Genomic DNA, 26,894 nt, shown 5'->3' on the forward strand with positions numbered 1-26,894 from the left:
GGTCGGGCGAGCGCCAAGGGCGAGCGGCGGGAAGGCCGCCGCCCTATGTCATAACAGGATGTGACAAATATCGGGCTGCGGGCGGACGATGCCGTGGGTCAGTCGCGCGATCGCGCCTTCGTCGATGCGTGTTGCGTCGGCGAGTTCGACCCGGTAGCGGCCATGAAGCGCGTGGACCGTGCGCACATTTGCGTCGCCGCCGAGCGCGCCGACGACCTCAGCGGGGAGCGCCGAGGCGCCGGACCTGCCGGCGACGATCGGGATCATTGTCGCCGCCGCAGCCCCACCGCTCCACGCCAGGGCGCCGCGGATTTCCTCGGCGACCAGATCGGCGATCGGTCCGAGGACGACCTGCGTCGCCTTTTCGGACGGACGGATAATACCACGCGCGCCGAGCGCAGAAAGCGCGGTGTCGTCGATCGCACGCTGGTCGGCGACGATCAGGCGGAGGCGCGTCGTGCAGGCATCGACGCTGACCAGATTGGCGGCCCCGCCGAGCGCCGTCACGAACGCGTTGCCACGGGCGCTACCGGCCGATTGCGTTGCAGTTTCGGCGACCTCGCCCTTCTCGCGTCCGGGCGTCGTCAGATCGAAACGGCGGATGAAGAAACGGAACAGGCCGTAATAGAGCAGCGCATAGACCGCCCCAATCGGCAGCAGCAGCCAAGGCCGGGTCGCGAGGCTGAAGTTCAGAACATAGTCGAACAATCCCGCCGAGAAACCGAAGCCCAGCTTGACGTCGAGCGCGTTCATCAACGCCATTGAAGCGCCCGTCAGCAGGGCGTGGATCGCGTAAAGCAGCGGCGCGACGAACATGAAGGTGAACTCGATCGGTTCGGTCACCCCGGTGAGGAAGCTGGTGAAGGCAAGACTGAAGAGCATCCCGCCGACCGCCTTGCGCCGTTCGGGCCGCGCTTCGTGATACATGGCGAGGCATGCGGCGGGCAGGCCGAACATCATCACGGGGAAGAACCCGCTCATGAACGCCCCTGCATTGGGGTCGCCCGCAAAGAAGCGGCGAAGATCGCCCGTTGCGCCTTCGAAATCGCCGACGACGAACCAGGCGGCGTTGTTGATAATATGGTGCAGCCCGGTGACGATCAGCAGCCGGTTGAGCACGCCATAGACGAACAGCCCGGTGCCTCCGCTCTCGACCACCGTGCGGCTCGCCGCATCGATCGCGCCGCTGATATGCGCATAGCCATAGCCGAGGACGGCCGCGAGCAGCAGCCCGGCGACACCGCTGGCGATGGGCACAAAGCGCCGCCCGCCGAAGAAGGCGAGATATTCGGGTAGCGCGATCGTCGCGAAACGGTTGTAAAAATTGCCGCCGATCAGTCCCGACAAAATGCCGATGGGCACCTCGAGCTTGTCGATCTGGGTCAGCGTCCAATTCTTGGCGGCGAGCGCCGCTGCCGGCTCGGGCCATCCCGCGCCAACGTCGGGCGGTGCTGTCAGAAACGTCTGCGCGCCGGTCGTCGTGACCAGATAGCAGACCACGCCCGCGAGCGCCGCGGCGCCATTGCCGTCGCGCGCAAAGCCGACCGCGACGCCAATCGCGAAGAGGATTCCCAGATTGTCGAAGATCGCCGCGCCCGCTGCCGAGATGAAAGCGATGTCGAGCAGGTCGGGCTGGCCGATGCGCAGGAGCAGGCCCGCGATCGGCAGCACCGCAATCGGCAACATCAGTGCGCGGCCCAGCGGCTGGAGCGCTTCGAGCATCTTTCTCATCGCCGTGTCTCCTCGAATGCGCGGGCCAGCGCGCGAACCTCGGACGCCGACTTGCATTGCAGCGCGAGCTCGGCATGCGCGCGTGCTTCGATCAGGGTCAGCCCGCGCACGATCTGCTTCGCCTCGGCGACGAAGCCGGGGACGGCGGATAATTCGGTGACGCCAAGCCCGACAAGGATCGGCAGCGCGGCGGGATCGGAGGCGAGCCCGCCGCACACGCCGACCCAGCGCCCGCGCGCGGTCGCGAGGCGGCAAGTTTCGCCAATCATGCGGAGCACCGCAGGGTGCATCGCATCGACACCGGCTGCGACAGCCGGATTGCCGCGATCCATCGCGAGCACATATTGGGTGAGGTCGTTGGTGCCGATCGAGAGGAAGTCGGCCTCGACGGCAAGCAGGTCGGCGGTCATCGCCGCGGCGGGCGTTTCGACCATCACTCCGACTTCGACCGGCGCCGCGATTTCCATCTCGCCGCGCAAGCGGTCGACGAGCGCACGGACATGCCTTAACTCGTCGATGCCCGCGACCATCGGGATCATGATCTTGCACTGGCCCACGGGCTCGACGCGAAGGATCGCGCGGATTTGCGTTTCGAGCAGGTCGGGCCGGGCGAGTGCAACGCGGATGCCGCGCTGGCCGAGCGCCGGATTTTCCTCGCGGGCAATCGGGATATAGGCGGCGGGCTTGTCGCCCCCGATGTCGAGCAGACGGATAATGACGGGTTTTCCCGCCAGCGCGTCGGCGATCCCTTGATAGGCGGCGAACTGCTCGTCTTCCGAGGGGGCCGTCTCGCGATCGAGGAAGAGGAACTCGCTACGGACAAGACCCGATCCTTCGGCACCTTGCGCCGCGGCGATCGCTGCATCTTCAACCGTGCCGATGTTGGCGAAAACTTCGATGCGCGTGCCGTCGGCGCTGTGGCACGCGTCTTTCGCGGCTGCCTGAGCTGCCTCGCGCCGCGCGTCGCGCTTCGCAAGCCGCGCCACGAACGCATCGGCGTCGGCGGGCGAGGGGCTTGCCGCGACAAAGCCCAACTCCGCGTCGAGCAACAACGGCGTGCCGTCCTCAACAGAATCGAGCGCATCGCCGATCGCGACGAGCGCGGGAAGGCCCATGCCGGCGCAGAGGATCGCGACATGCGAGGTCGGGCCGCCGCGCGCGAGGCAGATGCCGGCAGGCTTCGCTGCGGCGAGCGTCATCAACTGCGACGGCAGTAAATCTTCGGCCACGACGATGGCACCTGCCGGAACCGTCGCGCCCTCGATCGGCGCGCCGGTCAGCGTCGCGAGCAATTGTCGCTCGATATCGACGAGATCGTCGACGCGTTCGATCAGATGCGCATTGCCCGTCGCGCGGATCGCATCGATCTGGTCGTGGATCGCGCCGCGCCAGGCAAAGCCCGCGCTATGTCCCGCCGCAATCCGGTTTTCGGCGGCGGTCAGCAGTTCGGGATCGTCGATCAGGGCGAGATGCGCCTGCATGACTGCGGCGACACTGCCGTCGGCCGCCTCGGCGCGTGCTGCGATTCGTTCGCGCACCGCGCCGCGCGCGGCAATCAGCGCGGAACGTTCATGGGCGGCGCCGCGGCCCTCGCGCGCGACCGCGATCTCGACCTGTCGCAGCCGCGCCGCCGGGCCGATCGCCAGGCCGGGCGAGGCGATCACGCCGCCGATCTGTCCGGCGCGGAGCGGTTCGGCGGCGATGACCGGCGCCGGTGCCGCGATTGCTGGCGCGCCTTCGCCCATATCGGTCGCGAGCAGCGCGACGACCGCCGCGAGTGCGGCCTCGGCATCGTCTCCGCGCGCCTGCACAACGACCTCGTCGCCGAACTTCGTGCCCAGCGCGAGCAGTGCGACGGTGCTGCGGGCATCGCCGCGCTTGTCGCCGTTCAGCAAATGCACTTCGGCCTCGAAGCTGCGCGCCGCTTCGCCGATACGCGCAGCGGGGCGCGCGTGAATTCCGTGGGGCAGCGACAGCGTCACGGCTTGTTCGACTATTGTGCCGTCGTCGGACCGCCGGCGCGCTTCGGCTCGAACGGGCACCAGCGTCATCAGTGCCTCGCACGCGCCGACTGCGCAGTCGATCGTGCGCCGGCTGATCGCAAAAGCCTCCGCGTTGGTCACGATCACGGGCGTGATAAGGCTGGTCGCAGACAGCGCGACCGCGTCGAGGTCGAAACGGATCAGCGGATCGCCGCGCGATACCGTCTGGCCGACCGTCACGAGCGGAGTGAAGCCTTCGCCCTTCAGCATTACGGTGTCGAGCCCGATGTGGATCAGCACCTCGGCACCCTCGGCGCTGCGCAGCGAAACGGCATGGCCCGCTTCGTGCAGCGTCACGACCTCGCCGTCGAACGGCGCGACGACTGTGTCGCCGAGCGGCTGGATCGCGACCCCATCGCCCATCATGCGTTGGGCGAAAACCGGATCGGGAACATTGTCCAGCGTCGTTGCCCACCCCCTGATCGGCGAGGTGATGATCAAGCTCATCGGCTTTTCCCCATATTTCTGCCGCTTATGTTGTGCGGCTTGCGTATCATTGTGCGGCTTGAACAAGGTCCGGTGCGGATTCCGAAACGATCTTTCCCCCGATCCAGGTGGCGCGCGGCGCTAGCGCAGGGTCGAGCCATACCCAATCGGCACGCTGCCCCGGTGCGATCGCGCCGATGCGATCCTGTAATGACAGGAAGGCCGCGGGCGTCGCACTTGCCATCAGCGACACGTCGGGGACGGAGAGGCCGGTGACCTCGACGGTCTTGCGGAGCGCAGATGCCATGTCGAGATGCGTGCCCGCGAGCGTGCCATCCTCGAAAATGCAGACGCCGTCCTTCACCGCGATGCGCTTGCCCTGCAGCGTGAATTCGCTGACGTCGGTGCCCACGCTCGGCATCGCATCGGTGACCAGCATGATGCGGTCCTTGCCCTTTGCATGGACCGCCAGCCGCACGACCGCCGGATGCAGATGGACGTCGTCGACGATCAAACCGCAATAGGTATCGGAATCGAACGCCGCCCCGACTGCTCCCGGACTGCGGTGATGCAGCGGCGACATTGCGTTGAACAAATGCGTAAAGCCCGAAAGCCCTGCCGCAATCGCGCGCTGCGCCTCGTCATAGGTCGCGTCGCTGTGCCCCGCGCTCACGATCACGCCGTGGCGGACGAGGGTGCGAATGTCGTCTTCGTCGCACAATTCGGGTGCGAGGGTCAGCATGACGCGCCCGCGATGCGGCGCGGTGAGCGTCGCGAGCGTATCGGCGTCAAGGCGGCGGATCCGGTGCGCCTCGTGAATGCCGCGCTTCACCTCATTGATGAACGGGCCTTCGATATGGATGCCGATTACTCCGGGCACGCCCTGTTCGATCGCGGCATCGACCGCCGCCATCGCCGCGGCGATCTGCGCCGGGGTATCGCTGATCAGCGTCGGCAGGAAGGCGGTGGTGCCGAACCGCGCATGCGCGGCGCCGATCGCCGCGATCGCCTCGACATCGACCTGATCGTTGAACAGCACACCGCCGCCGCCATTCACCTGCGTATCGACAAACCCGGGAAGCAGCCAGCCGCCGTCCAGATCGATCACCCGGTCCGCGGCCGCGGTCGTTGCGGGCCTCGCGCTGGTCACAATGCCGTCGGCGATGGCAATATCTACCGCGCCGACGGCACCGGTCGGCAGTGCGACCCAGCCGTTATGGAAACGAAAGATCATAAAGTCTCGGTAACCTTGTTGAGATGCGGAGGCGAGTCGGGGTTGTGCCCCCGGGCCAGCGCAAGCGCGCTCGCCATGCGATAGAAGCTCTGGATCATCAGGATCGGTTCGATTGCCGGATGCGCTTCGATGGCGGGCAGGTCGCCGCCTTTCGGGTCGGCGAGCAAGACCGTCGCGCCGCGGCCGCGAAATTCGTCGGCGACGGTGCGAACGCCTGCGGCGGCGCGGTCGGTGCCACCAAGCGCGAGGACGTGAAACGCATCGCCGACGATCGCCATCGGGCCATGGCGTACCTCGGCGGAACTGAAGCTCTCGGCGTGGAGCCCCGAGGTCTCCTTGAACTTGAGCGCGGCTTCCTGCGCGGCGCCAAGGCCATAGCCGCGGCCGAGGACGAACAGGTTCGTCGCATCCCTGAACGCGCCGACAGCAGGCGACCAGTCGAGCGCAAAGGCTTGCTTAAGCTGCGCGGGCAGGGCGGTCAGTGCGTCGTCGAGCACCGTGTCCTCGGCCCAGGCGGCAACGAGCGCCGCGATCGCGGCGAGCGAGGCGATATAAGATTTGGTCGCCGCCACCGACCGTTCGACCCCCGCCGAAAGCGGGATCGCGACATCGGCGAGGCTTGCGAGGGGTGAGCCTTCGGCGTTGACCAGCACGACCACGAAGGCGCCGGCATCGCGCTGTTGCTCGACCGCGGCGAGCAGATCGGGGCTTTTCCCCGATTGCGAAATAGCCAGGCACAACCGATTGCCCGCCACCGCCGGCGCATCGTAAAGCGACGCAATCGAGAGCGCGGCCGACGCGGTCGGCGTTCCCGTCATCGTCTCGATCAGATATTTGGCATAGGTCGCCGCATGATCCGACGAACCGCGCGCGCAGGTCACGACCGCCGCAGGCGGCGAAGCGCGAAGGCGGCGGCCGACCGCGGCGAACGCGTCGCGGTTCGCGGCGAGCATTTCCGCGACCGCCGCCGCTGCCTCCCCAGCTTCCTGCTCCATCAGCGTCTGTCGACCGTCTATAGCGGCGTTCGGCGTCATATGATCGAATCTCCGGATCGGTGACATGCACCCACTCGATGTATTGGTACTATATAGGTTATATAGGTCTCATCAAGACGTATGTTTCGTCGATCAGATTTTGACGATCCAGCCCTTGCGGCGCAGCCATTCCATCGCCGCCCAGATGAGCGACATATAGAGGAGGATTGGCAGCAACGACGCGATCGGGTCTCCCAGCGATTCGCGCAGCGCGCGGAAGGGCAGCAGCAGCAGATCCCAGGTGACGACACCCGCGGTTAGCTGATGCAGCGTATAAGCCGCGATTGCGTTGGCGCCGAACGCCAGCATGGCGGTCGCAGCAAGGCCCGGCTTGCGGCCTTCGCGATCGAGCCAATGATGCAGAAGCGCCAGCGCAAGGATGGTAATCCCGCTGGTGACGAGAACAAAGCTGCTCGACCAGATGTCCTTGACGATCGGAAAGATGAGGCTCCATGCACCGCCGGCCGCGAGCATCGCGGCCCCGGCAACGGCAAGCTGGCGGGCGGCCGGGCCTTTGCGGCGGATCAGCATTTCGCCGATTGCGACGCCGATCAGCCCCTGCGCGATGGCGGGAAACGTGCCGAGAATCCCTTCGGGATCATAGCCCTCCGGCCCTTTTACATAAAGGTGGTTGCCGAGGAACAACCGGTCGATCGATGCTGCGAAATTGTGCCCGCGCACCCAGATATCGGTCGCAAGCCCGTCGAGCGACGGAAGCAGCGTCAGGGGCCAATAAGCCGCGAGGATCGCTGCGGCGATGATCATCCGCGCGCGCGAACCCGCAAGCAGAAAGAGCAAGGCGCAGGCGCAATAGACGAGGCCGATTCGCTGGAGCACCCCGAACAATCGCCAGTCGCCCGAGGCGAAGCTGGTAAACCAGTAAAGATTGCTGAGAATGAAACCCAGCAGGAGCAGCCGCCCCGTCCGCCCAAGGATATGTCGCCGCTGCGCCGAATCGAGCTTCGCCTCGCGCATCGAAAAGGGGATGGCGATCCCGACCATCGTCAAAAACCCCGGAAAAACGAGGTCGGCGAGCGTGAGTCCCTCCCAGCTGACATGCAGCAGGATCGGCGCGACATTGGCTTCGGCGCCATATTTCATCGCGGCGGCGGAGTTGACCAATATCATCCCGGCGACGGTCAGCCCCCTCAGCACATCAAGTGAAATCAAACGCATGGCTTTGCCTCCCCGGTCGCCGTCGCCCCCTCAGGCAACATCTTTGCGCTGCCACAAATTTGCAATGGACAGCGTGCTGAATTTGTAGTCTATTGGTAATAGTCCAAGGACGCAATTGGTCTTATAAAGATTGTGGGAAGGCAATCTGATCGGTTTGGATGGGGGAAAGCAAAAATGATTCAGGGGCCTGTAACTACATATCGGATCCGCCACGGTTTGCTTCAGGGCATCTGTGTTGCCGCCTTGGCGAGCGCGATCACCCTTCCTGCCGCGGCGCAGGATAGCACCACGCCGGTATCGGCCGACGATGCAAATCCCGACGACATTGTCGTCACCGGCATCCGCGCCAATCTGGAATCGGCGCAGAACCGCAAGCGCAACGCCGATACGGTCGTTGATTCGATCACCGCCGAGGATATCGGCTCCTTCCCTGACAAATCGGTCGCCGAAGCGTTGCAGCGTGTTCCGGGCATCACCGTGATCCGTTTCGCGGGCACCGACGACACATCGCACTTCTCGGCCGAACCCTCCGGCGTCATCGTTCGCGGCCTCAGCCAGGTGCGCTCCGAATTCAACGGCCGCGACACCTTCAGCGCGAACAGCTCGCGCGGCCTCAGCTGGCAGGATATCTCCCCCGAACTGCTCGGCGGCATCGATACCTATAAGAACCAGACCGCCGACATGGTCGAGGGCGGCATCGCCGGTACCGTCAACCTGCGCACCCGCGTGCCCTTCGACCAGGACGGCCGCCTGATCTCGATTTCTATCAAGAACACCTATGGCGACATTGCGAAGAAATCGACGCCCGAAATCTCGGGCATCATTTCGGACCGGTGGGAAACCGGGATCGGCGAGATTGGCTTGATGCTCAATGGCGCCTTTTCGCACGCCGTGACCGCAAGCCAGGGCATCCAGTTCGACCGTATGGCAATTTTCGACGGCGTGTTCGGACCGGGGAAGCAATATATTCCCAGCGGCATCTACATGCGCGACAATGAATATGACCGGAAACGCTATGGCGTCGCGGCCGCCTTTCAATGGCGCTCGAACGACGGCGACATGGAACTGACCGGTCAGTATAACCGCTCGCAATACAACAACAGCTGGCGCGAACATGCGATCTATTCGAGCGCATTCAGCATTTACGGCCAGCCCAGCGACTATCAGGTCACCGATCCGACGCTGGTCAATCCGCTCACCGGGACTGCACCGTTCCAGTTCGACGATGACGGCAATTTTCTTAGCGGCTGGTGGTCGGCGCCGCGTCCTTATGTTGGCGAAGGCAATGACAATTTGGGACTTGGCGTCAACGAGAACGGCCAGGCTTTTTTCAATCGCTGCTACGGATGGGAAGGTTGCGTCCCTCAGCAGCGCGCGCCGCAGGTCGATACCGCCGCCAACGCGCTGAAGAACAAGCAGATCACGCAGGACTTTGGCCTCAACTTTCGTTGGGACGTTACCGACCAGTTGCGCGTGACGCTCGACGGCCAATATGTCGATGCCAGCGTCAGCAACTATAACGCGTCGGTTACCGCGCGCACCTTTGCCGACACCTATGTCGACCTGACAGGAAAATATCCGCGGCTCGAATTCCGGCCCAATCAGGCGGAGAATATCAATCTGTCCGCGGGCGGGCTGAGCAATCCGAACAATTATTTCTACTACGCCGTCACCGACCATACCGAGGACAGCGACGGCCAGGAAATCGCGCTACGCGCTGACGTCGAATATGACGTCGATTCGGGTTGGCTTGATGCGATCAAGGTCGGCGCACGCTATTCCGACCGTGACCAGACGGTGCGCTGGGGCGCATATAACTGGGCGAATATCTCGAACACCTGGACGTACACGCAGGCGCCCTATTTCAACATCGACAAGCCCGTATACCCGGCTGGGAGCAACGGTCTCCACACGTTCAGTGGTGATTTCTTCGCCGGCAATCAGATCAACCACAATACATTCTCGTTTTTCAACATGGACATGTTGTCCAGCCGGGACAAGCTCGCGGCGGCACTCGGCCGCCCGAACATCGGAGTTGGCGATTATTATCCCGTCTGTTCGGGCGCCGGGTACCGGTCGGGCGAGACGATCGAAAAATCCTTTGGCTGTTACCTGCCCAGCGAAGTCCACCGCGTCAGCGAACGTACCGTATCGGCCTATGCGATGGTGAAGTTCGGCGGCGACAGCCTTGCGATTGGCGGTATCCCCATCTCGGGCAACGCCGGCGTGCGCCTGATCTGGACGCGCGACGATACGCAGGGGGCCACGACCTTGCCCAACCCGTTCACACCGGCGGGGCTGCTGTGCCAGCGCGGAACCGATCCGGGCACGGGGCTGCCGACGGCGACGTCGGGTTGCGTCGTGACACAGAACGAGATCAACTTCGGCAACGGCGCGACGGTGGCGGATACCACGAAGGCCAATCATTTCCACGCGCTGCCGAGCTTCAACATCAAGTTCGACCTGTCCGACAGACTGGTGTCGCGCTTTGCCTATTCGCGGGCGATGTCGCGGCCCGATTTCGGTCTGTTGCGTAACTTCCTGACGGTGAATCGTCTGACCCCGAACCTCAATGACCGGTCGGATACGAACATCACGCGCGATGCCGCCGGAAATGCCATCGCCTATGACTGGCAATATACCGGTCAGTCGGGCAATCCGGGGTTGAAGCCGATCACCGCCGATCAGTTCGACCTGACGCTCGAATATTATTTTGGCCGGTCGAGCTCGTTCACCGCGACGGGTTTCTACAAGAAATTCTATGATTATATCCAGGCCGGCTCGTTCAACGTCGACGTCACCAACAATGGCGTGACCGAGTCGGTTCGCGTGAACCGGCCGGTGAACGGCGACGGTGCAACAATCTATGGCGCCGAGTTCGCTTTCCAGACCTTCTTCGACTTCCTTCCGGCGCCCTTCGACGGTTTCGGTGTCCAGACAAATTATACCTATGTGAAGAACAAGGGGATCGAGACGGTCAATCTGACCAATGAAACCGCGGGTGGCACCGCCGGCGGCGGCATCAGCTACGACACCTCGACGGTGAAGGCGCGAGCGCTGGAGGGTGTCTCCAGGCACAGCTACAACCTTGTCGGCATGTTCGAAAAGGGCCCGGTCTCGGCGCGCGTCGCGTATAACTGGCGCTCCAAATATCTGGTGACCGCGATCGACTGCTGCGTCGGCTTCCCGATCTGGCAAAAGAGCACGGGCTATCTCGACGCCTCGCTTCGCCTGCGCGCCACCGAACGGATCGAATTCGTCCTCGAGGCGACGAACCTGCTCGGCACCGATACCGTGCTGATGCAGCAGGTGGACTCGACCGGCCTGCTCAAGCCGAACGCCTGGTTCAAGAACGACCGGCGCTATCAGCTTGGCGTGCGACTGAACTTCTAAAGGGGGAAGGGGCGTCGGCTGTGTCCACTTGGGGCTGGCGCCCGCTTTCTTCCACGCTAGGCTGACCCGATATGGGGGATAGGTTCGAACTGGTGATCGTTGGCGGCGGGACCGCCGGCTGGATGTGTGCCGCGGCGTGCGCGGCGAAGCTCGATCGGGCACGTTTCCGTGTCCGCCTCGTCGAATCCGAAGAGATCGGGACCGTCGGTGTCGGCGAAGCGACACTGCCGCAGATGAAGGATTTCAACGACTTCCTCGGGCTCGACGAAGTCGAGTTCATGAAGGCCACGCAAGCGAGCTTCAAGCTCGGTATCGAATTCGTGAACTGGGGGCGCGAGGGCGACCGCTATATCCACCCCTTCGGCACCTTTGGCCGCCCCATTGGCGAGGCTGATTTCTTCAGCTACTGGATCCGCGCGTTTCGTGGCGGAACCGCGGCGCCGCTATCCGACTATTGCTTCCCGATCGTCACCGCACTGCAGAACCGTTTCATGCTGCCAAATGGCGACGGGGCGGATGTCCGCAATGCCTTTGCCTATGCCTATCACCTCGATGCCTTCCTCTATGCCCGCTATTTGCGCGGATGGGCCGAGGCGCGCGGGATCGAGCGTGTCGAAGGGCGCATCGTCGAGGTCGAACAAAATGGCGAGACCGGCGACATTGCGGCGGTCAAGCTCGCGTCGGGCACGCGCATCGCGGGCGATCTGTTCATCGACTGCTCGGGCTTCCGATCGCTGCTTCTCGGCGGACCGCTCGGGGTCGATCTGGAGGACTGGTCGCACTGGCTGCCTTGCGACAGCGCGCAGGCGGTGCCCTCGGCACGTTCCGCCGATTTCACGCCCTATACGCGTTCGACGCGGCGCAAGGCCGGCTGGCAATGGCGGATTCCGCTCCAGCACCGCACCGGCAACGGCTATGTCTATTCGAGCGCCGATATTTCGGACGACGAGGCGGCAGCAACCTTGCTCGCCAATCTCGACGGAGAGGCGCTCGCCGAACCGCGCGTACTGCGTTTCAAGGCGGGCAAGCGTCAAAAGGCCTGGGCGAACAACTGCATCGGCATGGGTCTCGCCGGCGGCTTCCTCGAACCACTGGAATCGACGAGCATCTATCTCGTCCAGATGGCGATCATGCACATGCTGACGCTGATGCCGTCCGAACGCACGATCGATCCCGCGCTTCGGGCTGAACTGAACCGCGTGATGGACGTCGAATATGACCGCATCCGTGACTTCCTGATCCTCCATTATGTCGCCAACGAAGCCGACGCGCCGCTTTGGGAGCGCGTCACCGCGATGGCCGTGCCCGACACGCTGGCGGGCAAGATCGAGCGTTTTCGCCACCGCGGTCATGTCCAGGCCTATCGCGACGGGCTGTTCGGCCCGCCGAGCTGGCAAGCGGTGTTCGTAGGGCAGGGGATCGATCCGCTTGCCGCCGACCGGCTGGCGGACGTGCTGCCCGCCGCAACGGTGAACGAACGATTGCAGAACCTCGCGGCAACGATCGCCGACGCAGCGGGGACGGTGCCGTCGCACGCCGATTTCATCGCGCATTATTGCCCGGCGCCCGCTCCATGACGAATTCGATACAGCGGGTCGTCGTTTACGGCGGGGGTGTCGCGGCGGCGATGGCGGCGCTTGCGGTCTCCCGCGCCTTCGCGCGGCTCGGGACCGATGTCGTCTGGGTCGATACCGGCGTGGTGCCCGAACCGCACGCGGCGCTGATCGCACCGCCCGATCTGGCGACCTTTCACCGTCTGCTGGGCATCGATGAGGCCGCGCTGATCGCGGACGCCGCCGCGACGGTCAACATGGGGCAGCAATTCGCCGGATGGTCGGGGGACGATGGCGCTTTCCTTCATGCCTATGGCGATGCGGGAAGCCCTTTTGCCTCGCTTCCTTTCGTGCAGCACTGGACGCGCGCGCGCCAGGCCGGGCTGGGTGTCGGGCTGGAGGATTTCTGCCTCGCGGCGGTCGCGGCCAAACAGGGGCGCACAGGCGCGCCGCGCGCCGCCGCGACGCGACAGGCGGTCAAGCAGGGATGGCATCTCGACGCCGCCGGTTATGCGCGGCTGCTCCGCCGGGCCTGCGAGCGCGGCGATATCCGTATCGTTCGCGGCGCCGACGCGGTCTTACATGCAAGTGGCGGACGGCTCGACCGCATCGATCTTGCCGATGGCGAGCCGTTGGACGCGGACCTTTTCATCGATGCAGATGGCATTCTGATCGCCGCACTCGATCCCGATGGCTCCGTTGCTAAAGCTGCCCTCTGCGACCGAATGATCCGCGGCTCGGCGCCCGTCTTCGATCCGCTGCCGCTTTATAGCCGGGTCACGGCGCATCCGTCCGGGTGGCTCGCGATGATCCCCTTGTCGGACCGCACCGCGATCGAGTTTGCTTATGACAGCCGGTTGTTGCCCGACGCCGACGCGCCCGCCGCACTGGCGGCGATGGTCGGGAGAGCGGTCGATGTCCTTCCGCCCACGCCGCTTGACGCGGCCGTGCGCCCGCGCCCCTGGGCCGGTAATGTCGTGGCGGTCGGCCCGGCAGCAGGCGCGGCGCCCGCGCTGGACGGCGGCGAACTGCTGCTGCTCCAGCTCGCGATCGCGCAGCTCGTCCTGCTATGGCCGATCGATCGCGCGGCGATGCTCGAGGCCGATATCTATAATGAGGAAATTGCCGGTGCCTGGGCGCGTGTCTCCGACTTCACCGCGCAGCATTTTCGCCTCAACGCCCGCGCCGGCGAGCCCTTATGGGACGCCGCGCGCATTGCGCCCATCTCCCCCGAACTCGCGTCCAAGATCGACCTCTTTGCCGCGCGCGGCATGTTCGCGCATTTCAATCATGAGGCGCATGTCGAGGACAGCTGGGCGCTTGTCATGGCCGGGCATGGCGTGGTCCCGCGCAGCTTCGACCCGCAGGCGCTGCTTGTCGAGGATCAGGCGCTGATGGCCGAATTCCAGCGCCAGCTTCGCGCTGTCGCTAGCGATGTGCACGGCATGGAAACGCATGCCGATGCGCTGCAGCGGATGCGCAGGTGAGCGCGCGACAGCGACCGATCCGGCGCATCGTCATCGTCGGCGGCGGCAGCGCCGGCTGGATGACCGCAGCGGCGCTCGGCCGCGCGCTGTCGGGACAACCGCACGCGATCACGCTCGTCGAATCCGAAGCAATCGGCACGGTCGGGGTCGGCGAGGCGACGGTGCCGCCGATCCACGAATTCAACCGCTATCTGGGGTTGAATCAGGCCGAGTTCCTGCGCGCGACGCATGGCACGATCAAGCTCGGCATCCAGTTCGACGGTTGGGGGGGCGAAGGTCACCGCTATTTCCACCCCTTCGGCTATCTCGGTATCGAAATGTCGGGAATCCATTTCCACCATTTCTGGCTGCGTCATCTCGCGGCGGGCGGCGATCCCGATCATGGCCCCTATAATCTGGAGACGATGGCCGCGCGCGACGACCGCTTTGCACCCGCGACGCGCCATGGGCCGGTGCATCATGCGGTCCATTTCGATGCGGCCGCTTACGCGCGCTATCTCCGCACCTATGCGGAAGAAAAAGGCGTGGTTCGGATCGAGGGGAAGGTTGCCGACGTCCGCCTCGATCCCGAAGATGGCTTCATCATGTCCATCGCGATGGAGGACGGCCGCACGATCGAGGGCGATCTGTTCATCGATTGCTCGGGCTTCCGCGGGCTGCTGATCGAAGGCGCACTGAACACAGGCTACGCTGAATGGAGCCACTGGCTGCCGTGCGACAGCGCGGTTGCGATGCCCTCCGAAGGCGAGGGTGACCCGTCGCCCTTCACGCGCTCGACCGCGCGCGAGGCGGGATGGCAATGGCGCATCCCGCTCCAGCATCGCGACGGCAATGGCTATGTCTATTCCAGCGCGCATCTGGAGCATGATGAGGCCGAGGGGTTGCTGCGGTCCCGCCTTCCCGGCGCGGCGCTCGCCGATGCCAACCGGCTGCGCTTCACTGCCGGGCATCGCAAAGCGATATGGAACCGCAATTGCGTCGCGATCGGGCTGGCGGGCGGTTTCCTCGAACCGCTCGAATCGACGTCGATCCACCTGATCCAGACGACGATCATCCGGTTGCTCGCGCTGCTGCCGCGCGATGCGATCGATCCGCATGTCGTTGCGCGCTTCAATCGCGACGCGCTCCACGAATATCGGACGATCCGCGATTTCGTGATCGCGCATTACGCCCTCGCGGGCCGCGACGACACGCCCTTCTGGCGCGATATCGCGGCAGCGGGAATGCCCGACAGCCTAGCCGAGCGCATCGAGGCGTTCCGTGCGACCGGAAACATCCTGTTCGAGCCCGGCGATCTTTTTGGCCCTACGAACTGGTACGCGGTGCTGACGGGGCAGGGGGTGCGGCCGCAAAGCTGGCACCCGATTGCCGACAGCCTCTCCGCCGAGGAACTTGCCTCGCGCCTCGCGACATTGCGTGGCCGCGTGGCGGAGCAGCTCGCCGAGCTGCCGCCGCACGTCGAATTCCTGCGCAGCCTAGCCGTTTAGCTCGGCGACGACGTCATAGGCGTCGCCGCGATAATAGCTTTGGGTGAATTCGGCGGTACGCCCGTCGGACAGGAACCCGCGCCGTTCGATAAACAGGCCGGGCGTTCCCGCCTCGATCCCCAGAACCCCGGCCTGTTCTGCGGTAAAAGCGACCGCGCGCAGGCGCTGCAACGCGCGCACGGGCAGGTGCCCTGCCGTCTCCAGCGCCTCGTAAAGCGACGCTCCGACCGCCTCGACCGACGGCAGGCAATAGGCCGGGATCGTCGCATATTCGAGCGCCATCGACGTGTCGTCGGCGTAACGGATGCGGTGGAACCGATACACGAGCGACCCCGGTGACAGCCCGAGCGACAAGGCTTCCTCTGGCGTTACCGCGCCCGCCGTCTTGCTGACCCATTTGCTCGTCGGCTTGCGCCCCCGCGACTTCATATCCTCCGAAAAGGAGGTCAGTTTGGAAAAGCTCTTCTCGACGCGCGGCCGCGTGACGAAGGTGCCCGCGCCGCGGCGCCGCGTGACGATGCCGTCGGCGACGAGGCCGTCGATCGCCTTGCGCACGGTTATGCGCGATACCTCGAATTCCTCGGCCAGATCGCGCTCGGTGGGGATCGCTTCTTCGGCTTTCACCAACTGCCCTTCGATCGCGTCGCGCAGGATCTTCTGCAATTGCAGGTAGAGCGGAGTGGGGTCGTCCTTCTGGAGCGGACCCACGCGTTCGATCAATGACAAGGACGATGCTCCACTTGATTGCGTCGGCGTGCCGGCGATAATACCAGCCTTAGCGCAGCATGTGTTGCATTGGTATCTTTGCGTCAACCTTGTTGCGATTTATTCGCGCAAGAACCCGCGACGGATCGCCTTCGTCAGGGCATGGTCGGCGGTATCCTGCGATAGCTCCCACACCATCACGCCGCCCGCCTTTTCGGCGGCAAGGCGCGATTTTTTTTCGATCGTCGCGGGACTGTTGTGCGTGATGTAACGGCACCCGGCGCACCGGTCGCCGACGACATCGGTATTGGTCGCATCTTTGCCATGTGCGGCGGCGAGATCGCGATAGGACCAATTCGCCTTTTCGCCGCCGAAGCCATAACCGTAAAAGGGGACGCCGAGAACGAGACGATCTGGAGCGACACCGCGGGCCAGCCACAAGTCGAGATCGCGCTCCGCCATCGCAAGGGTCGAATGTTCGGCGCCCGGCTGACCCCAGCTTGGCCCGATGGCGTCATAGGACATCACGTTGACGAGGTCGAAATAGGGGATCGAACTGACCGGGATCATCCCACCCTCATAGGAAGCGGTCGCGCAGGTCAACAGCTTGCCGCGCTCGGCCATCGCTGCGGACAGCGCTTGAATGGACGGCGTATAATCTCCCGCGTGATCGATCTCGGTCAGCAACTGTCCTTCGATATCGATGTCGACTCCGTCGAGCCCCAGCGTATCGGCCAATTCGACCAATGCCGCGACCGTCGCAGCGCGCCGTTCGGGCGCAAGCAGCGCTTTCCAGTCCCCCGAACAGCCGGGAATCACGCCGCCCGCGGTCGAGATCAGCACCTTGGCGCCGCCCGCCTGCAATCGCGCGACGGTCTTGCGCAGCGCCTCGACCGACATATTCTCGCCGGTCTCATCGCCCATGCACGTCATCCGCCCGTCGCGGACGAAGCGTCCTTCGCTGTCGGGATTGGCGAACGACAGATTATAATGGGTAAATGCTGACAGATCCGTGCGCTCTATCGACATGTCGAGCCCCTTGAATGCCGCGAGATAGCCGACCAAAACGGGGCGCCGGTGCTGCGCAGCGGTCGAGGTAGTCGACAATACTAATGTAAAACCAATCAGGATCGATGCGATGAAGCGAAAAGCACGAATATCTGTCATTTTGCCGTTTACCCTCTCAATTCCGTCGAATCCGAAAGGCGTTGACCCGCCCGCGACTGCATGACAAATTAGATACAAATTGTCGAGCGGGAGAAAAATGATGCGGGCTGTGGGTTGGACGGCAATGGCAATGGCGGCACTGGCCGCGCCCCAGGCGCTTGCGGCCGAAAAGCCGTCGCAGGCCTCGCTCGACCGTCTTGCCGACACGCTCGGCTACCGGCTCACCATGGTCGATAATCGCCCGGCATGTCCCCCGGGGATCGATGCCTGTTTCCTGTCGACGATCACGCTAACCCTGCCCGAAACGCTGCCGCGCGACGTGCCGACTACGGGGCTTTCGCTCTATTTCAGCTTCGTCAACCGGCTGCCACTGGTCGAAAGCGACATTTTCACCCACCGGCTCGTCAATGGCGACGTGCAGCAACTGGTGCTGAAGCCCGGCGCCAGGCTGCGTCCCGGCGCGACCCACGAAATCAAGCTGTGGGGCGTCGGATCGAATTTCTCCAAAGCGTTCGGCATGCCCAACGCCTATCTGGTTGCCGATGGCCTGAAGCCGCGCACCATCGCGGCGACGCGCGCGGTGATCGATGCCGAGACGGGCCTCGAAATTCTGCCCTTCGTCGCGCCGATGACCGACGAGGCGAAGCTGGTAACCAAGAGCGACGCCGACAAGACGCGCTGGCTGACCGCCGAGCGCGCCTTCGCCGCGCAGGCCGAGCGGTTGGCGCCCGAAGCGACCGGAGTGGTGATCCTGCCGAAGCCTGCGAAAGCAGAGCAGGGGAAGGGCAAGCCGGTCGATCTGGCCGGCGGCGTCGCCCTGGCGCTGAGTGGCATCGAACGCGCTGCTATCGCGCCCGCGCTGGCGGCGCTCGGCGCGCCTGAGGACGGTACACTGCCGTTGACGATCCGCATCGACCCCGCTCGCGCCACCAAGGCTGAGGGATATATCCTCGACGCCAAACCGTCGGGCATCACTATCACCGCGCACGATGCCGCAGGCGCGAGCCACGCACTGCGCTCGCTCGCGCAACAGGCGGCGTTCGAGAAGGGCAAGCTCGCGCCACTCCACGTCGAGGATGCCCCCGAATATGGCTTCCGCGGTCTGCACATCGATTTGGGCCGCAACTTCCACGGCCGCGACGAGATATTGAAGCTCGTCGAGGCGATGGCGACCTATAAGCTCAACAAATTGCACCTCCATCTCGCCGAGGACGAAGGCTGGCGCATCGAGATACCGGCGTTGCCCGAACTCGCCGAGATCGGGTCGAAACGCTGCCACGATCCGGGCGAAACCACCTGCATCCTGCCGCAACTCGGCGCCGGTCCCGACGGCACGAGCGGGGTCAACGGCTACCTCAGTGTCGCCGACTATGTCGCAATCGTACAGGCCGCAGCAGCGCGACAGATCGAGGTCATCCCGTCGATCGACATGCCCGGCCACAGCCGCGCCGCGATCAAGGCGATGGAGGTCCGCCACACCCGCCTGACCGCGGCAGGCAAGAAGGCCGAAGCAGAGCAATACCGCCTGATCGACCCCGCCGACACGACCGAATATCGCAGCATCCAGAATTACAGCGACAACACGCTGAACGTCTGCCTGCCCGCGACCTATCGCTTCGTCGACACCGTCGTCGATGCGCTCGAGGCCATGCACAAACAGGCGGGCGCGCCGCTCAAGACCTTCCACCTTGGCGCCGACGAGACCGCCGGCGCGTGGGTCAATTCGCCCGCGTGCAAGGCGATGATCGCCGAAAATGGCGGCGATGCTGGCAAGCTCACGCCGCGCTTTATCGAACGGGTCAGCAAGAGCCTTGCCGCGAAAGGGCTCGATGCCGGGGGCTGGAGCGACGGCATGGGGCATACCGAAACCGCCGCGATGCCGAAGAAGGTCCAGACGAACATCTGGGGCGTGCTCCACACCGGCGCGATCCGCGAGGCGCACGACCAGCTGAACCGCGGCTGGGACGTCGTGCTGTCGATCCCCGACCTTGGCTATTTTGACATGCCCTATGCGCCGCATCCCGACGAAGGCGGCTATGACTGGGCCTCGCGCGCAGTCGATCCCTATCAGGTCTTCGGCTTCATGCCCGATAACCTGCCCGCCAACGCTGCGACGATCCGCAACATCTATGCCGAGGGTAAATCGATCGAGGACAAGCCCGTCCTGCAACCGGGCCACCGCGTCGCGGGCCTGCAGGCGCAATTGTGGAGCGAGACGATCCGCACCGACGCGCAGGTCGATTACATGCTTTTCCCGCGCCTGCTCGCGCTCGCCGAGCGCGCGTGGAGCCCGGCACCATGGACCCCGGCCTATCAGGCAGGGGCCAGCTATGAATGGGGCGACAAACGCATTGACGCTGCGCGGCTGAAAACGGGCTGGCAGGATTTTGCCGGCCGCGCCGCTGCGCAGTTCCCGACGCTCGAAAGGATCGGCGTCGCCTATCGCGTCGCTCCCCCGGGCGCACGCATCGCAAACGGCAGACTCGAGGCGAACAGCATGTTCCCCGGCACCGCAATCGAATATCGTATCGGCGATGGCGCATGGACGCGCTATGCCGGGCCGGTGGCGGTCAGCGGAGCGGTCGACCTGCGCAGCCGTTCGGCCGATGGCAAGCGTGCCAGCCGGACGGTTCGGGTCGAACCTGCCCGGTAGGGGGCAGGGGATCGCCGTGGGGGTGTTGGACGAACTGGATGGCAAAGATCACGACGGCATAGCGCGCGCCGTCGCAGCGGCCGATCGCCCGGCTATCATCCGCGGTATCGCAGCTGACTGGCCCGCCGTCGCCGCCGCGCGCGAAGGCGACGAGGCGATCGCCGACTATCTTGCCGCACGCGACAATGGCAAGCCGCTGACCGTGCTTGTCGGCGCGCCTGAAACCGGCGGGCGCTATTTCTATTCCGACGACATGCGCGGGGTGAACTTCCGCAGCGAGAAAATGCCGATGGCGGTGCTTGTCGAACGGCTGCTCGCGTTTCGCGATACGGCCGACGCACCCAGCCTCTATGCCGGATCGACCCCGACGCCCGAGAGCGTCGCAAGCTTCGCCGCGGAAAACCCGCTGCCGATCGACACGGGCGTCGACCCGCGCATCTGGGTTGGCAACAACAGCCGCATCGCGCCGCACTACGATATGGCTGCGAACATCGCGGTCGTCGTCGCGGGACGGCGGCGCTTCACCTTGTTTCCGCCCGCGCAAATCGCGAACCTCTATGTCGGTCCGGTCGAGCGCACGATCGCGGGGCAGCCGACGAGCATGGTCGATCCCGACCATCCCGACCATGCGCGCTATCCGCTCTATGCCGAGGCCGAACGCCACAAGCGCATCGCCGATCTCGCACCCGGCGATGCCATCTACATGCCGCCGATGTGGTGGCACCATGTGCGCTCGGACGGCGCGCTCAATGTGCTCGTCAACTACTGGTTCGGTCAGCGCCCCGACCGCTTTCCCTTCGCTGCGCTGATGCTTGCGATGCATTCGATCCGCGAACTGCCCGACAGTGAGCGTCAGGCATGGCGCACCTGGTTCGAGCATTATGTCTTCGGCGACGAAGCCAAGGGCGCAGTCGACCATCTGCCGCCGCACGCGCAGGGCGTGCTCGGTCCGCCGTCGCCGCAGCGCGACCGGATGATCATCGACTATATCGTCGGCATGTGCCGCAGCGGTGGGAGCGGCTAGGCCGCCTTCATCCAAACCACGAGCGCGAAGCGCGTCGCGCGTGCCGGCAAGGTGCGGTGCGGCGTGAACCGGTCGAGAAACATTAGCGTCCCCGCCGGGCATTCGGGCTGGACGCGCGGCAGGCCCGCGAGCCGCCATTCGGGGATTTCGAACCCGTCGTCGCCCTCGCTTGCAAGCGGTGCCGGCTGGCGCCCCGCCGCAATCTCCAGCCCGCCGCGCTCCGGGCCGGCATCGCTCAGCGGGATCCATGCCGTCACCACGACCTTGCCGCATCCGGTGCCATCGTCGCGCGCAACATCGCTGTGCCAGGCATGGCGATGCTCGGGAAAGCAGGCGATGCTGGCGCGGACGCGCGCGATGGTGCCCGACAATTTGCGACCGCCGAGCTGCTCTGCCGCCGTTATCAGCCGCGGATCATGGACGAGCGCCTGCAATCGCGGCCCGCGATGCGCATCGGTGCATACCGCGACACGCAGCAAATTCGCGACGCTGCGCTCGTGCGTATAGACCCGGTCGATCCGCTCGCTCGGCGGCGCGTCGGGACAGCTCAGTTCGAAGGGCAGGTAGAGCGCGCGCGACACACGGTCGACATGTTCGGCGATATCGGCCAGCGCCGCGCGGACCAGTTCCGGTTCCAACAGCGGCACCGCCGCATAACCCTGTTCGGCAAAGAGCTTTTCGTCGGTCACCGCGCCCGCCCGAACAAGGTGACCGTCGGCCATTCGCCATCGGTCTCGACGCGCGCGTCTATACCATAGACCATGCGAAGCCGCTCGGCGGTGAGCACCTCGGCCGGTGTGCCGTCGGCGACGATACGCCCTTCGTCGATCAGCAGCAGTCGGCTGCAATAGCGTGCCGCAAGCGTCAGGTCGTGGAGCACCGCGATCACCAGCGCCCCGCCCGCCGCCTCACCGCGCAACATCTCCATCACGTCGATCTGATGCCCCGGATCGAGGCTCGCGAGCGGCTCGTCGGCGATCAGCGCGGGCGCTTCGACCGCCAGCGCCCGTGCAAACAATACGCGCGCGCGCTCGCCGCCCGATAGCTCGGTCGCGATCCGGTCGCGCAGGTCCAGCACGTCGGCGCGATCCATCGCCCGCTCGATCGCCGCCCTGTCGGCGTCGGCAATCCGCGACATCGGCGCGAGGTGCGGCAGGCGTCCCAGCCCGACGAGCCGCTCGACCGTCAGCGGCCAGTGCAAACTCTGCCCTTGCGGCAAATAGGCGATCCGCCGTGCCAGTTCGCCGCGCGGCATCGCCGCCGCATCGACCCCATCGACGCGCACCGAGCCGCTCGCCGGCACCAGCGCGAGCATCGCGCGCGCGAGCGTCGATTTGCCCGCGCCATTCGGGCCGACGATTCCGGTCAGCGTCCCAGCGCCAAATTCGGCGCTGACATCGTGCACCACCGCGCGGCGGCCGAGTGTCACGCCCACATGATCGAGGGTGAGGGTCACCATAGCCGTCGCTCCCGCATCAAATGAACAAGGAAGACCGGCACCCCGAGGAAGGCGGTGACCACCCCCAGCTTCAGCTCGTTCGTCGCCGGGATGATCCTTACGCCGAGGTCGGCGAGCGTCAGTAGCGCTGCCCCGCCAATCGCCGAGGGCAACAGGATCGCCGACGGGCTGCGGTCGGTCAGCGGGCGGATCAGGTGCGGCACGATCAGCCCGACAAAACCGATCGCGCCCGACACCGCGACCGCGCCGCCGACCCCGATCGCGGTCCCAACGAGCAGCCGCAACCGTGTTTTGCGCAGATCGGTTCCCAAGGCCTGCGCCGCATCCTCGCCCAGCGTCAGCGCATCGAGCGCCCGGCCGTCCCACAACAGCATCGCGGTCCCGATCGCGACGCACGGCAGCGCGATCCACACATGGTCGAACGACCGGTTTTCGAGGCTGCCGAGCAGCCAGGTCATGATCTCCATCGCCGCAAAAGGGTTCGGTGACAGGTTGAGCGCGAGGCTCGTTCCCGCCACCGCCAGCGTCCCGACCGCAATCCCGGCAAGGATCAGCGTCAGCGGGCTCTCAGCCTTGCCCGCGAGCACGAACAGCAACGCAAGCGACAGGAGCGCGCCGCCCGTAGCAAGCACCGGCAATATGATCGGATGGATTTCGGCCAGCCCGAAATAGATCGCCGCCACGCCGCCGAGCGCCGCGGCGTTCGACGTGCCGAGCACCGAGGGTTCGGCGAGCGGATTGCGCAGATAGCCCTGCAACGCCGCCCCCGCGAGCCCGAGCATCGCACCAACCGCGAGCGCGAGGATAGTGCGCGGCAAGCGAAGGTCAAAGAGGATGATCGATGCGACTTTGTCGTTACTGCCCATCGCGGCATCGGCGAGACGCGCGACCGACAGGTCGACCGCGCCGAACAACAGCGACGCGACTGCGGCCACCAGCGTCAGCGTCGCCAATGCAGCAACCAGCGACCAGCGGGGAAGGGGGAAGCGGCTCATGAAGTTTTGCCCTCGAGGCGCGCGATCTGCCCCGCCATGCTGCGCGCCGCCGCTGTGTAAGCGGGGCTGCCGCATACGGTCCACGCCTGCGGCACGCTGATGCGCGGAATGTCCTTGAGCGCCGGGTGATGCAGCATTTCGCTCCCCTGATCGGTGACCTTGTCGGTCGCGCTCTCGACGATCAGATAATCGGGCTGGGCCGCGACCATCTCTTCGAGGCTGAGCTGCGACAGCGGCGGCTTGCCGAGCTTGCCCGCGAGGTTGACGAGGCCGACGCGCGCCATCAGCTCGTCGATCAGCGTGCCGGTCCCGGTCATATAGCCGCGCCGCTGGTAATAGGCCGCAACGCGCCCTTTGCCCGGCTTGGGCAACCCTGCAAGTTCGCTCTGCATCCGCGCAATCAACGCGGTACCGCGCGCGGGATGGCCGACGGCGACGGCGGTTTGGCGGAGCGACGCATAGATTTCGTCGAGGGTGTTCGCCGTGTCCAGGTCTAGCAGCGGGTAGCTTTGCTCGGGCAGCGCACGGAGCGCTGCGCTGCGGCTCGCGGGCATGCCGACGATCAGGTCGGGTTCGATCGCCAATATCTGCTCGGCGGAATTACTGAGCAAAGGCAGCCCCCGTGCTTTCGCCGCTTCGCCCGACATTTCGGTATCGGTCGCATTATGCGTCAGCCCCGAAATCTGGCTGCGGTCGGCGAGCGCGAGCACAAGCTGGTCGGCGCACAGGTTTATCGACACGATGCGCTGCGGAACGGCCGGTGCCTTCGCCGGAGGAGCGGTGGACGCAGCCCACAACGCACCCGCGCCCCCGACCAGCGCTGCAAGCGCCAACAGCCCGCGCCGTTGCATCAGAATTCGATCCCCTTCTGCGCTTTCACATTCTGCTCGCGGAACGGGTGCTTCACCTGCGCCATCTCGGTCACCAGATCGGCCGCATCGATCAGTCCCGGCGGCGCGTTGCGGCCGGTAATGATGACGTGCGTCATATGCGGCTTCCCCTTGATCGCTTCGAGCACCTCATCGACGGGCAGATAGTCATAGCGCAGCACGATATTGAGTTCGTCGGCGATCACCATCGCATAGCTCGGATCGGCTATCATCCGTTTGACCTCGTCCCACGCGGTGCGCGCCACCGCGATATCGCGGCTGCGGTCCTGCGTGTCCCACGTAAAGCCTTCACCCATCGGCTTGAATTCGATCAGGTCGGGGAAGCGGTCGAACACCGCTTTTTCGCCCGTCGCCATCGCGCCCTTCACGAACTGGACAACGCCGACCTTCATGTCGTGACCGATCGCGCGGATTGCCATGCCAAGCGCCGCCGACGTCTTGCCCTTGCCGGGGCCGGTATGAACGATCAGCAGCCCCTTTTCGACCGTCTTTGCAGCGACCTTCTTGTTCTGCGCGGCCTGGATCTTCTTCATTTTCGCCGCATGTTCGGCGTCGGTGCGCGCTTTCATCAGAAGCGCGCCCGCACGCCGCCATAGGCCGCGCGGCCATAGGTGCCGTAATTGAAGGCGGTCGCATAATCGGCGTCGAACAGATTATCGACGCGGCCGTAAACCTCGAAATTCCGGCCTATGGGTAACGAAGCACGGATGCCCGCCAGCGCATAGCCATCGAGCCGCACAGCATTTGCCGCATCGTCGAAACTATCTCCGACCATGGTCAGCGTCGCGCCGGTCGAGAGGCCGAACGACCAGTCATAGTCGGCCGACAGGCTGACCGCATGTTCGGCGCGGCGCGGCAGGCGTTTGCCGTCGAACGCCGGGCGCCCCGACCGGTCGCGCGCGTCGATATAGCTGTACGACGCGGTGACATTCAACGCATCGACGGGCCGCAGGGCCAGCATCGCTTCGACGCCCTTGGCCCGCGTGCGGTCGATATTGCCATAGGTGAAGGTGGCATTGTCATAATTGATCTGGTCGGTCGTGTTGCGCAGAAAGGCGGTGAGCGAAATCAGCGCGCGCCCTTCGGCAAGGCTCTGGTCGATGCCGAAATCATAGCTTTTCGACCGCTCGGGGCGCAGCGCGCTATTGCCGCTGAAGCTGTCGTACAGTTGATAGAGCGACGGCGCCTTGAAGCCTTCGCCATAGCTCAGCCGGAAGCTCGTCGCGCCGTCGTTGGGCGAATAGTTGGCGTTCGCGCCAAGCGTCGTCGCCCCCCCGAACTGGCTATGGTCGTCGTGGCGGATACCGCCGGTTACCGACAGGCCGGCGAACGGCTGGACGATCCCCAGTGCATAGACGCTGTCGATGTTAGCGCGCTGGCTGTCGGTCGATCCAAAGCCGAAGAAATCATAATCGGGGCGCTCGTGTTCATATCCGAAGATCAGCTTCGCCTGTTCGACCGGCGTGACGACACCCTGATATTCGAAGCGCAGATTGGTACCCGAATAACCATAGTCGGGCGCGGTGCCGCGAACGAAATAATAGTCGCGGTCGTTACGCAGCCAGGTTACCGCCGCGCGGCTGGTAAAGCGGCCGTCGAACAGGCCAAGGTTCAGCCCCGCATAGCCGACATACTGGTCGAGCTTCGCGACGTCGGGGCTGTCAGCGGGCGCGCCGAAGAAGCTGTCATAATCAAGGTCGGCGTTGATGTAATAGCCGCGCAGGTCGAGGCTCAGCGCATCGCTGAACGCGATCTTCAATCGCGCATTTCCGGCGAAATTCTTGTATCCGTCCTTTTCCGTCCCGACCGCGGCCGATGAAATACCGTCGGTACGCAAATAGGCGCCGCCAATTCCGCCTGACACGGCGCCGGCGGTGCCCGACATATCGGCCTTGGCGGTGAGCGTGTCGCTATAGCCATATTCGGCCGAGGCATTGGCCGCAAAGCCGTCGGCCGGCGTCGCGGTCACCAAGCTGATGACGCCGCCAATCGCCTGGCTGCCATGCACGACAGAGTTCGAACCGCGCAGCACCTCGATCCGGCTGATGTTGCCGGTCAGCAGATGGCCGAAATCATATCCGTCGCCGATGCCGCTTGGATCGTTGACCTTCACGCCGTCGATCAGCACCAGCGTTTGCGTCGTCTCCGCACCGCGCAGCGATACGCCGGCGGCGGAGCCGGTGCTGCCCGTGCGGCTAAACCGCACGCCGGGGGTGGTGGCAAGCAGGTCGACGACGTCGACCGTCTGACGCTTTTCGATTGTCGCGGCATCGATGACCGTGATGGCCTGGCCGACTTCGTCGCGGGGTTGTTCGATGCCTGATGCGGTGACGACGATATCATCGGCGGTTTGGGCAAAGGCCGGCGTTGCGATCGCCAGTGCCAACAAGGAAATAGTCGCAAATTTCAACATGGAAAAACCCCGCACGCCGGCAACG

19 protein-coding genes are annotated in these 26,894 nt (G+C 64.9%); 6 read left to right on the forward strand and 13 right to left on the reverse strand.

Annotation, left to right across the window (positions count from 1 at the left end; genetic code table 11):
* Positions 1-48: 48 nt before the first annotated feature.
* The 5 genes from nagE to AC3A43_RS00800 form a co-directional block, all read right to left on the reverse strand.
* The gene (nagE, locus tag AC3A43_RS00780; RefSeq protein WP_487790644.1) at positions 49-1,731 is read right to left on the reverse strand and encodes an N-acetylglucosamine-specific PTS transporter subunit IIBC; all 1,683 of its coding nucleotides are present in this window, start codon (positions 1,729-1,731) and stop codon (positions 49-51) included.
* Complete coding sequence (gene ptsP, locus AC3A43_RS00785; RefSeq protein WP_487790645.1) at positions 1,728-4,220, reverse strand: phosphoenolpyruvate--protein phosphotransferase; 2,493 nt, start codon at positions 4,218-4,220, stop codon at positions 1,728-1,730. Before ptsP ends, nagE begins: the two co-directional genes overlap by 4 nt.
* 46 nt (positions 4,221-4,266) lie before the next feature.
* Positions 4,267-5,433: an N-acetylglucosamine-6-phosphate deacetylase gene (gene nagA / locus AC3A43_RS00790; protein WP_487790646.1), complete on the reverse strand. Its 1,167-nt coding sequence runs from the start codon at positions 5,431-5,433 to the stop codon at positions 4,267-4,269.
* A complete protein-coding gene (locus tag AC3A43_RS00795; RefSeq protein ID WP_487790647.1) occupies positions 5,430-6,467 on the reverse strand; it encodes an SIS domain-containing protein in 1,038 nt (345 codons plus the stop codon). Before AC3A43_RS00795 ends, nagA begins: the two co-directional genes overlap by 4 nt.
* A gap of 93 nt (positions 6,468-6,560) precedes the next feature.
* Entirely contained in the window at positions 6,561-7,643 is a 1,083-nt protein-coding gene (locus AC3A43_RS00800; protein ID WP_487790648.1) for an acyltransferase family protein, read from the reverse strand.
* Positions 7,644-7,817: 174 nt separating this feature from the next.
* Between AC3A43_RS00800 and AC3A43_RS00805 the strand changes: the two genes are divergently transcribed.
* The 4 genes from AC3A43_RS00805 to AC3A43_RS00820 all read left to right on the forward strand — a co-directional run bounded on the left by AC3A43_RS00805 (position 7,818) and on the right by AC3A43_RS00820 (position 15,563).
* Positions 7,818-11,036 carry a TonB-dependent receptor gene (locus tag AC3A43_RS00805; RefSeq protein WP_487790649.1) on the forward strand — a complete coding sequence of 1,073 codons (3,219 nt, stop codon included), beginning with the start codon at positions 7,818-7,820 and terminating at the stop codon, positions 11,034-11,036.
* Between the two features lie 71 nt (positions 11,037-11,107).
* A complete protein-coding gene (locus tag AC3A43_RS00810) occupies positions 11,108-12,613 on the forward strand; it encodes a tryptophan halogenase family protein (protein WP_487790650.1) in 1,506 nt (501 codons plus the stop codon).
* Positions 12,610-14,076 carry a tryptophan 7-halogenase gene (locus tag AC3A43_RS00815; RefSeq protein WP_487790651.1) on the forward strand — a complete coding sequence of 489 codons (1,467 nt, stop codon included), beginning with the start codon at positions 12,610-12,612 and terminating at the stop codon, positions 14,074-14,076. The genes AC3A43_RS00810 and AC3A43_RS00815 overlap by 4 nt, the downstream gene beginning before the upstream one ends.
* A complete protein-coding gene (locus AC3A43_RS00820) occupies positions 14,073-15,563 on the forward strand; it encodes a tryptophan halogenase family protein (protein WP_487790652.1) in 1,491 nt (496 codons plus the stop codon). Before AC3A43_RS00815 ends, AC3A43_RS00820 begins: the two co-directional genes overlap by 4 nt.
* On the opposite strand, the gene AC3A43_RS00825 is transcribed toward AC3A43_RS00820, so the two are convergent.
* Together AC3A43_RS00825 and AC3A43_RS00830 are read right to left on the reverse strand one after the other, a co-directional pair.
* On the reverse strand, positions 15,552-16,289 hold the full coding sequence (locus tag AC3A43_RS00825) for a GntR family transcriptional regulator (RefSeq protein WP_487790653.1): 738 nt from the start codon (positions 16,287-16,289) through the stop codon (positions 15,552-15,554). The two genes, AC3A43_RS00820 and AC3A43_RS00825, sit on opposite strands and share 12 nt — an antisense overlap.
* A 99-nt stretch (positions 16,290-16,388) precedes the next feature.
* Complete coding sequence (locus AC3A43_RS00830) at positions 16,389-17,435, reverse strand: glycosyl hydrolase family 18 protein (RefSeq protein WP_487790654.1); 1,047 nt, start codon at positions 17,433-17,435, stop codon at positions 16,389-16,391.
* A gap of 130 nt (positions 17,436-17,565) precedes the next feature.
* On the opposite strand from AC3A43_RS00830, the gene AC3A43_RS00835 reads away from it, so the two are divergent.
* Both AC3A43_RS00835 and AC3A43_RS00840 read left to right on the forward strand, forming a co-directional pair.
* The gene (locus AC3A43_RS00835) at positions 17,566-20,088 is read left to right on the forward strand and encodes a family 20 glycosylhydrolase (RefSeq protein ID WP_487790655.1); all 2,523 of its coding nucleotides are present in this window, start codon (positions 17,566-17,568) and stop codon (positions 20,086-20,088) included.
* Positions 20,042-21,112 carry a cupin-like domain-containing protein gene (locus AC3A43_RS00840; RefSeq protein ID WP_487790656.1) on the forward strand — a complete coding sequence of 357 codons (1,071 nt, stop codon included), beginning with the start codon at positions 20,042-20,044 and terminating at the stop codon, positions 21,110-21,112. The genes AC3A43_RS00835 and AC3A43_RS00840 overlap by 47 nt, the downstream gene beginning before the upstream one ends.
* Here AC3A43_RS00840 and AC3A43_RS00845 read toward each other — a convergent pair.
* Genes AC3A43_RS00845 through AC3A43_RS00870 form a run of 6 tightly spaced genes read right to left on the reverse strand, consistent with a single transcriptional unit; the run spans position 21,109 to position 26,869 of the window.
* Positions 21,109-21,834 carry a phytanoyl-CoA dioxygenase family protein gene (locus AC3A43_RS00845; protein ID WP_487790657.1) on the reverse strand — a complete coding sequence of 242 codons (726 nt, stop codon included), beginning with the start codon at positions 21,832-21,834 and terminating at the stop codon, positions 21,109-21,111. The genes AC3A43_RS00840 and AC3A43_RS00845 overlap by 4 nt on opposite strands.
* Entirely contained in the window at positions 21,798-22,571 is a 774-nt protein-coding gene (locus AC3A43_RS00850) for an ABC transporter ATP-binding protein (RefSeq protein WP_487790658.1), read from the reverse strand. The genes AC3A43_RS00845 and AC3A43_RS00850 overlap by 37 nt, the downstream gene beginning before the upstream one ends.
* A complete protein-coding gene (locus AC3A43_RS00855; RefSeq protein WP_487790659.1) occupies positions 22,565-23,566 on the reverse strand; it encodes a FecCD family ABC transporter permease in 1,002 nt (333 codons plus the stop codon). The genes AC3A43_RS00850 and AC3A43_RS00855 overlap by 7 nt, the downstream gene beginning before the upstream one ends.
* Positions 23,563-24,417 carry an ABC transporter substrate-binding protein gene (locus AC3A43_RS00860; RefSeq protein ID WP_487790660.1) on the reverse strand — a complete coding sequence of 285 codons (855 nt, stop codon included), beginning with the start codon at positions 24,415-24,417 and terminating at the stop codon, positions 23,563-23,565. Before AC3A43_RS00860 ends, AC3A43_RS00855 begins: the two co-directional genes overlap by 4 nt.
* Positions 24,417-25,025 (reverse strand): cob(I)yrinic acid a,c-diamide adenosyltransferase, encoded by a 609-nt coding sequence (gene cobO, locus AC3A43_RS00865; protein ID WP_487790661.1) that lies wholly within the window; start codon positions 25,023-25,025, stop codon positions 24,417-24,419. The genes AC3A43_RS00860 and cobO overlap by 1 nt, the downstream gene beginning before the upstream one ends.
* On the reverse strand, positions 25,025-26,869 hold the full coding sequence (locus AC3A43_RS00870) for a TonB-dependent receptor plug domain-containing protein (RefSeq protein WP_487790662.1): 1,845 nt from the start codon (positions 26,867-26,869) through the stop codon (positions 25,025-25,027). Before AC3A43_RS00870 ends, cobO begins: the two co-directional genes overlap by 1 nt.
* Positions 26,870-26,894 lie beyond the last annotated feature (25 nt).

Source organism: Sphingopyxis sp. Soil_C_28 (assembly GCF_057657055.1).